At 36.1% G+C, this 6,832-nt stretch carries 11 protein-coding genes; 9 read left to right on the forward strand and 2 right to left on the reverse strand.

The annotated features are described in order from the left end of the window. The first annotated feature begins 60 nt into the window (after positions 1-60). The 6 genes from QOS06_RS09100 to QOS06_RS09125 all read left to right on the forward strand — a co-directional run bounded on the left by QOS06_RS09100 (position 61) and on the right by QOS06_RS09125 (position 4,877). The gene (locus tag QOS06_RS09100; RefSeq protein ID WP_283595869.1) at positions 61-1,392 is read left to right on the forward strand and encodes a dihydrolipoyl dehydrogenase family protein; all 1,332 of its coding nucleotides are present in this window, start codon (positions 61-63) and stop codon (positions 1,390-1,392) included. A 144-nt stretch (positions 1,393-1,536) separates the two neighbouring features. Then, positions 1,537-2,019, forward strand: coding sequence for a GNAT family N-acetyltransferase (locus QOS06_RS09105; RefSeq protein ID WP_152711904.1), 483 nt, complete (start codon positions 1,537-1,539; stop codon positions 2,017-2,019). A gap of 70 nt (positions 2,020-2,089) precedes the next feature. After that, the gene (locus QOS06_RS09110; RefSeq protein WP_152717883.1) at positions 2,090-2,629 is read left to right on the forward strand and encodes a hydrophobic protein; all 540 of its coding nucleotides are present in this window, start codon (positions 2,090-2,092) and stop codon (positions 2,627-2,629) included. Positions 2,630-2,712: 83 nt separating this feature from the next. Then, on the forward strand, positions 2,713-3,366 hold the full coding sequence (locus QOS06_RS09115; protein WP_283595873.1) for a nitroreductase: 654 nt from the start codon (positions 2,713-2,715) through the stop codon (positions 3,364-3,366). A 14-nt stretch (positions 3,367-3,380) separates the two neighbouring features. Continuing rightward, positions 3,381-3,839 (forward strand): methylated-DNA--[protein]-cysteine S-methyltransferase, encoded by a 459-nt coding sequence (locus QOS06_RS09120; protein WP_139561383.1) that lies wholly within the window; start codon positions 3,381-3,383, stop codon positions 3,837-3,839. A gap of 114 nt (positions 3,840-3,953) precedes the next feature. Then, positions 3,954-4,877 carry a peptidoglycan recognition protein family protein gene (locus tag QOS06_RS09125; RefSeq protein ID WP_085681238.1) on the forward strand — a complete coding sequence of 308 codons (924 nt, stop codon included), beginning with the start codon at positions 3,954-3,956 and terminating at the stop codon, positions 4,875-4,877. A 7-nt stretch (positions 4,878-4,884) separates the two neighbouring features. Here QOS06_RS09125 and QOS06_RS09130 read toward each other — a convergent pair whose 3' ends face one another. Next, a complete protein-coding gene (locus QOS06_RS09130) occupies positions 4,885-5,331 on the reverse strand; it encodes a DUF3021 domain-containing protein (RefSeq protein WP_003670670.1) in 447 nt (148 codons plus the stop codon). After that, entirely contained in the window at positions 5,328-5,762 is a 435-nt protein-coding gene (locus tag QOS06_RS09135) for a LytTR family DNA-binding domain-containing protein (protein WP_003670669.1), read from the reverse strand. The genes QOS06_RS09130 and QOS06_RS09135 overlap by 4 nt, the downstream gene beginning before the upstream one ends. Positions 5,763-5,908: 146 nt before the next feature. On the opposite strand from QOS06_RS09135, the gene QOS06_RS09140 reads away from it, so the two are divergent. From QOS06_RS09140 to QOS06_RS09150, 3 genes are read left to right on the forward strand one after another with little or no spacing between them, the layout of a single operon-like run. Next, a complete protein-coding gene (locus tag QOS06_RS09140; RefSeq protein WP_225420656.1) occupies positions 5,909-6,085 on the forward strand; it encodes a hypothetical protein in 177 nt (58 codons plus the stop codon). After that, positions 6,057-6,374 carry a GNAT family N-acetyltransferase gene (locus QOS06_RS09145; RefSeq protein WP_229396998.1) on the forward strand — a complete coding sequence of 106 codons (318 nt, stop codon included), beginning with the start codon at positions 6,057-6,059 and terminating at the stop codon, positions 6,372-6,374. The genes QOS06_RS09140 and QOS06_RS09145 overlap by 29 nt, the downstream gene beginning before the upstream one ends. Positions 6,375-6,434: 60 nt before the next feature. Then, positions 6,435-6,773, forward strand: a complete 339-nt coding sequence (locus QOS06_RS09150; protein ID WP_225432472.1) for a hypothetical protein — start codon at positions 6,435-6,437, stop codon at positions 6,771-6,773. The last annotated feature ends 59 nt before the right edge of the window (positions 6,774-6,832 follow it).

Genomic DNA, 6,832 nt, shown 5'->3' on the forward strand with positions numbered 1-6,832 from the left:
GTTTGTACTCTTTTCATTACTTAAGTTACACTTGACTCAATAATGTAAGAATCTGGAGGGATGAACATGAAAAAGTATGATGATATTCTGATCGGATCAGGGCCAGCAGCCTATAAAATGGCTAATCTTTTGGCTAAAACCGACCGTAAAGTATTGGTAGTTGAGGGTTTCGAATATGGGGGAACTTGCCCTAACTATGGGTGCGAACCAAAAATTTTTCTAGAAGGAGCTGCCCGGACTGTTCTCCAATCTCAGCAACTTCTTGGTCGAGGCATTAGTCAACCAGCAAAATTAGATTGGGAAGCATTAATGCAGACTAAGCTTAAGCGGTTTGATCCATGGCCAGGCGAAACTCGCGATATTATTAAGAAAAGTCATGATATTGAAGACGGCTACGCAAGTTTTGTAGATAACCATACTATTAGTGTAAACGGTCATCAATACCAGGCCGATCATATTATCATTGCGACGGGGCAAACACCAAATATTCTGAATATTTCGGGTAAAGAGTATCTTCATACCAGTTATGACCTCCTCTCGTTAAAAGAACTTCCACAACGGATTACGATAATCGGTGCTGGCTTTGTGGGCTTAGAGTTAGCAACCCTTGTAGCAGCTGCTGGCGCTGAAGTAACAATCGTTGTTCATTCTGACCGCGTCCTTCGTGAATTTACCAAGGCGGAAGATGAAGCGCTAGTTAATGCGATGAAGCAACGGGGCATAAAATTTAGCTTTAATACTGATACGCAAAAAGTAACTCAAGGTAAAGACGGCTTGCTCGTTACAACTAATCATGGTGAAGTACAGGCTGACTATGTACTTGATGCAACTGGTCGTCATCCAAATATCGAAAAATTAGCACTTGAAAATACTGATATTGAATATGATCGTCATGGTATTAATGTCGACGGTCACTTAATGACAACGGTTGATGGTGTGTACGCAGTTGGGGATGTTGTTAATCTGAAACAACCTAAATTAACACCGGTCGCTGAATTTGAAGGTCAATATCTTTTTGACTATTTAACAGGTAAAACGGATCAAGATATTGTTTACCCGACAATTGGTCAAGCAGCCTTTACATTCCCAGAGGTTGCCCGTGCCGGTGTTAATCCAGATGATGTCGCTGGTGACTCACAATATCAAGTTAAGACAGTTTCACTAAAATATGGTAGCCTTTACGCAGGCCAAAACGATCAAATCAGTACCCTTACCTTAGTCTTTAAAGATCAGCAATTGGTAGGGGCAAGTGAAATTGGCGATTATGCGGCTGATGATATTAATAACTTCTTGCCAATTATTGGTTTGAAGATTAATGGGGATGAGTATCGCCAAAAGGTAATGGCGATTTATCCAACATTAGGTGATAAGGTTGCTGGGCTGTTGCCTTAAGTAATGTAAGTGGGAATTAGTCTCCTTAATAAGAAAGTGTGTGCAAACAGTCTTAATGGAAAAAAGGAGTTTGAGTAATGAAATTTTCAAAACAGCTTCATCAGCAGTTTCTAACTATTAATAGTATGGGTGAGGGATTGTCGAATGACTAATAACGATACAAAGATAGAATTAGTAACGACAGTAGCTCCTGAACATTGGGATTTGCTTCTCAGTGCTGATCCAAGTAAGAAATTAGTTCAAAATTATCTGCAATCAGGGATGCTTTTTGCACAGTCTAAAGATGGTCATCCCATTGCTGTAATGGTTTTGCAAGAACTTACATCGGATAAATTAGAAATAAAGAATATTGCTGTTGATCCACGGCTTGAAAATCACGGAATAGCAACCAGGTTATTGCAGGATGCCGTTCACTTTGCAAAGGTACATCATTATCAACAATTGCAAATTGGCACTGGGAGTACGAGCTTTAAGCAGTTATACCTTTACCAGAAAATAGGTTTTCGCGTTACTGAGATTAAAAGGAACTTTTTTGTTAAAAATTACGGACAACCTATTCACGAAAATGGTCTATTGTTACGGGACATGTTGGTGCTAACATTAGCTATCTCAGATTATTATTCCTGAAATTGGCCGTTTCACTATCTTAGTCATATAGTACAATACAAATACAAACTTAAAAGTTAGGGTATTATCAATGACTATATTTGTAATTCTATTAATCTATAAATTCATTAAAGGAACATTTGAATATGAAAAGGTAACACGATTTGAGCTAATAATTATCCCAGTGTATTCTGCAATTATGATGGTCTTGAGCTTAGAAAACGTAAGATCTTTAACGGCAGCTGGACTTACAATTATTCTTCTAATCTTAGGTGCTTCGATTGGCTTTCTACAGGCAAGTAAAACGCAGATTAAAGACACTAATAAACTAGATTCCCATCAACGACCGATTCTGAAGATTAAAAGGAATTGGCCGTATCTTTTGGGCTGGCTTGTTTCATTTGCAATTGGCATCAGTGTTGAGGTATTTTATGGGGCCCATATTAATGCTACGGAAATATCACATGAACTGTTTGAAGAGGTTCTTAAAGACTTATCCACAATCGCATTTTTCCGTAGTCACAACGCCTGGTTCATCTGGGTGTTAAATGTCGCAACTAGTTTTACTTATGGGGCCTGCTTAATGGTTCGCTATCCCAAGATTAGAGAAGCAGTGCGGCGAAAGAAATAAAGTGACCAATACAAGATCTTATTAAAGTAAACCTAAATATGCTAAACTTTAGTAAGAGTATGTGATTTAGGAGGAGTCATCTAATGGAATTACAAGATGCAATTAATCAACGCCATTCAATTCGTCAATTTACGGACAAACCCGTTGAAAAGAAAATGATTACTAAAATTGTTGAATTAGCTCAACGTGCTCCATCATGGGTAAACTCTCAACCTTGGCAAGTATATTGTGCGATGGGCGATACATTACAAGAAATTAAGAATGCTTATCGTGATCAAGATATTGCAGGTAACCAAGGGAATTCAGATTTGCCAGTGATGAGCCGTGAAGACTGGGCACCGCAAGCCCAAGATAATATGAAGCAATGGCGGCATGGAATTGTTCATCATTTTGCTAATTTTGATGAAGCTCATGAAAAGATGACAAATGCTAGTAATACTTTATATGATTCGCCTGTAATTCTTTATATTACTATTCCTAAAGCTTCACCAGATTGGTCGATTTTTGATGCGGGCTTGTTTGCTGAAAATATTATGTTAGCTGCAACTGCTTATGGCTTGGGAACGATTCCAACCTATAACAGCGTTCGTTTCCCAGCGATTCTTCACCAAACTTTAGATGTGCCAGAGGATGAACGGTTTGTTGTTGGTATCTCGCTTGGTTATTCGGCTAATACGACAATTAATAGCTACAATTCAGAGCGTCGACCTGTAAATGAAATTTTACATTTTAATTAAAGAGAAAGGCCATAATGATTGCAAGATTTAATTACTCGTCGCCTTTAGGAAAGATTGGAATGCAAGCAGATGAATATGGAATCACTGAAGTAAAATTTATTGATCAATCTAAAGAGAATAATCTTAATCCTACTTATCCTCCAATTAAAGATGCCGTTAAATGGTTAGATGATTATTTCCTGGGAAATGTCCCTTTAACATATCCTCAGTTCCATTTGAACGGTACAGATTTTCAACAAAAAGTTTGGCAACAATTAAGACAGATTCCTTATGGGACAACAGTGACTTATGGGCAACTAGCTCAGAGAACTAATAGTAGTCCACGGGCAGTGGGGAATGCTGTTGGTAAAAATCCAGTTTTACTGTTTATCCCATGTCATCGTGTTCTTGGACAAAATGGTAAATTAACGGGCTATAGCGGTGGCCTTGAACGCAAAAAGAAATTGTTAGCAATTGAGAATATTAAGCTCTAGTAATAAAAATGATCCCTTGCTTTCAGTATTGATGAAGGCAAGGGATTTTTAACTTTACTTATAAATAATTAGTTTTTTCTACAAAATTCAAATTTATTCGTTACAATAACTAGTATGGCAAAGAGAAAGAAAAAACAAAATTTAATATATCTATCACTTGTTGTAATCGTCGCAGCAATAATCGGTGGGAGTTGGTTTTATTCTCATCATACGCGGGAGGTCAGTAATTCGTATGCTGTTAGTGAAACGGCTACGTTAAGCAGTGGCGCAAGAGTATATAATTCACTTTCAGCAATTCAACGCGCCAACCTGCCTGATCAAGCATTAGTTAAGGTCAATCGCTACTATCTGATTTCTAATGATAACGATGATACTTACGCACGGATTAACTATAATGGAAAAAATTATTTTATTCGGGCCACCGATATTGAATTGAAAATGAACAACGAAATCAATAATTATCTTACTCAATCTGGTCTTCCACACGCTAAAATTACTAAACAAATTTCAAGTATATTTGAACAACGCGGGTACAGTACTTCATCTGGAAATCCTCGTGGGGTCGTAATTCACGATACTGGGAATGAAAATTCAACGATTAGTAGTGAAGTACCTTATATGAAGCAAAATTATAGTTCAACTAGAGTGTTTGTTCATACATTTATTGATAATCAACAAATTTTGAATATCGCTGATACGAAATATATGGCAGAAGGAGCAGGGCCATATGCTAATCCATACTTTGTTCAGTTTGAAATGCCTCATGAATATACTGCAGCTTCTTTTGCCAACCAGCTTGGCAATGCTGCTTACTATACAGCCTATATCTTAAAACAGAATAATTTACCCGTGACGAAGGGAACCAAGGATGGCGGTGGAACTGTTTGGACACATGCAATGATTTCAAGTTATCTTGGTGGAACTGATCATGAAGACCCAATTTCTTATTGGTCGACATCGGCTCGTAAGTTATTTGGAACAACTTATAATATTAATAACTTTGTTGAATTAGTCCAGGCTTATTACAATCAAATGTGAGGGAAAACTACTTTTTGATTTGCTGATTAATTGAGCGAATCTCTTTTTTTATTGAGTACCAATTAAGAAGCCAAATTATGACATAAATTACAATAAAGATAAGCGTGAAAATGGCAAAATTAATCCAAGTCAATGGGAACCAACCGCATAGGATTGCTAATGGCGCAAAGCCAGCATAGTAAGCACAAAAATTAATGATCGTTTTCTTTAGCAGTGACCAATTTTTAAATTCAAAAATTAAACTGCCAAACCCAAAAACACAGCCAATTAGCATCCATAAAATAACAGAAACAGTTACGCTGTTAAGGGGATGAGCGAATTGGTTAACAAAATTAGGGGATGATGGGTAGTAAGTGGTACTGCCGTTAAGATAGTTGAAAACTAAAGAGATTGCTAAGCCAATTAGAACACCAATTCCTGAGAAACCAATCGTATATTTGACATATTTTTTCATAGTCCTAACCTCGCTTTCAAATTTTTGATTTTTCGTCGCGAAATCTGAATATGGCTACCATTTGTTAAAATTGCATCTATCAAACCATTATCTAATAACTCAAGGTGATCAAGGTAATGATAATTAAAAATAGTGCTGACAGATGCTTCAATAAAATCATTCGGAAGATTGCTTTTGAAGTGGGATAACCGTTCACGATAAAAGTAGGTATGATCTTTTGTTGAAATTTTAGTACCAGTCTTAGCGACAGTTAGTTCAAAGATATCAGGGAATTTAATGGGGATGATTTGATCGGCGTCATAACACCATAATACTGGTTCGGTACTTGTAAAACCTTTTAAGAGGTTATTAATTTGGGGATTCATTTCACGGACAAATAAATCGAGGTGTTCCTCTTCAATATTAGGGTCGATATGACAGTTTACTTTCATAGTTTCCACTTCCTTTCTAAGCTAAGTATATTATATTTGCCATTGCTTACATTATATATGTAATAAGTGGTCAAAAGTTCGCAGTAGATGGTAAAATTCCTTAAATTATTGGTCGTTTAGTTTTATGTATTTTAGGAGGTAAAACGATGGATTTTAAGCTTATGCCACTTAATGAAAAAGATTTACCAATTTTTGTTCCTGCAATGAAAGATTCATTTAATCAAGCAGCTCAAGTACAGGATAGCTCATTAGAAGATGTATTACCGACTGAAGATATTTATGCATCTCTAGATTGTGGGTGGCGCAATTGTACAAATCGATGATCAAACTCATCACAATCATTTAGACTTCTTATATGTTGATACTGCACATCAAAATAAAGGAATTGGTTATAAAATTTGGACTGCATTAGAGCAGAAATATCCACAAACCGTTCTTTGGGAGACATGTACCCCGTATTTTGATAAACGAAACATTCATTTTTATATCAATCGTTGTGGCTTTGCTGTTGTAGAATTTTATAACCAAAGCCATCCAGATCCTAATTTCGAAATTCAGGATAGTAATAATGAAATGTTTCGCTTTGAAAAAAGAATTACTTTAGACGATTAAAAGTGTAATAGTGGAGAGTTATTAAAATCTATCTTATATTTATATTAGGAAGGATGTTTAATGACTCTCTTAATAATTTTTTGTCTATTGATTTTATATAATTTCATTAAAGGAACATTTCAATTAGAAACTGTGACTAAGACTAGTTTTATAATTATTCCGCTTTATGCGTTAGTCATGACGATTATTTCGATCTTTACGGAGCAACAGGAATGGCAGTTGCTAGTTACGATTGTTCTAATTTTAATTGGTATTATGCTTGGCTGGTTTCAAACATTTAGCGTTCGCATTGTAAAAACAGCGAAAAAAGATAAATATGGTAATCATATATTTAAATATCGGCGTGGTTGGGCCTATTTATCCATAAATTTGCGAGAATACCCCCACTTCTATAAGTAGGGGATGAATCGCTCTCTTAAAGTACGTTAGTGCTTTTTCTTTTGTTCTATGATATATTT

It is taken from the genome of Limosilactobacillus sp. DJ3M12, assembly GCF_947381695.1.
Lineage (GTDB): Bacteria > Bacillota > Bacilli > Lactobacillales > Lactobacillaceae > Limosilactobacillus > Limosilactobacillus kinnaridis.

Coding starts and splice junctions, on each gene's coding strand:
- QOS06_RS09100 (WP_283595869.1), top strand. CDS start 61: ATGAACATGAAAAAGTATGATGATATTCTGATCGGATCAGGGCCAGCA.
- QOS06_RS09105 (WP_152711904.1), top strand. CDS start 1,537: ATGACTAATAACGATACAAAGATAGAATTAGTAACGACAGTAGCTCCT.
- QOS06_RS09110 (WP_152717883.1), top strand. CDS start 2,090: ATGACTATATTTGTAATTCTATTAATCTATAAATTCATTAAAGGAACA.
- QOS06_RS09115 (WP_283595873.1), top strand. CDS start 2,713: ATGGAATTACAAGATGCAATTAATCAACGCCATTCAATTCGTCAATTT.
- QOS06_RS09120 (WP_139561383.1), top strand. CDS start 3,381: ATGATTGCAAGATTTAATTACTCGTCGCCTTTAGGAAAGATTGGAATG.
- QOS06_RS09125 (WP_085681238.1), top strand. CDS start 3,954: ATGGCAAAGAGAAAGAAAAAACAAAATTTAATATATCTATCACTTGTT.
- QOS06_RS09130 (WP_003670670.1), bottom strand. CDS start 5,331: ATGAAAAAATATGTCAAATATACGATTGGTTTCTCAGGAATTGGTGTT.
- QOS06_RS09135 (WP_003670669.1), bottom strand. CDS start 5,762: ATGAAAGTAAACTGTCATATCGACCCTAATATTGAAGAGGAACACCTC.
- QOS06_RS09140 (WP_225420656.1), top strand. CDS start 5,909: ATGGATTTTAAGCTTATGCCACTTAATGAAAAAGATTTACCAATTTTT.
- QOS06_RS09150 (WP_225432472.1), top strand. CDS start 6,435: ATGACTCTCTTAATAATTTTTTGTCTATTGATTTTATATAATTTCATT.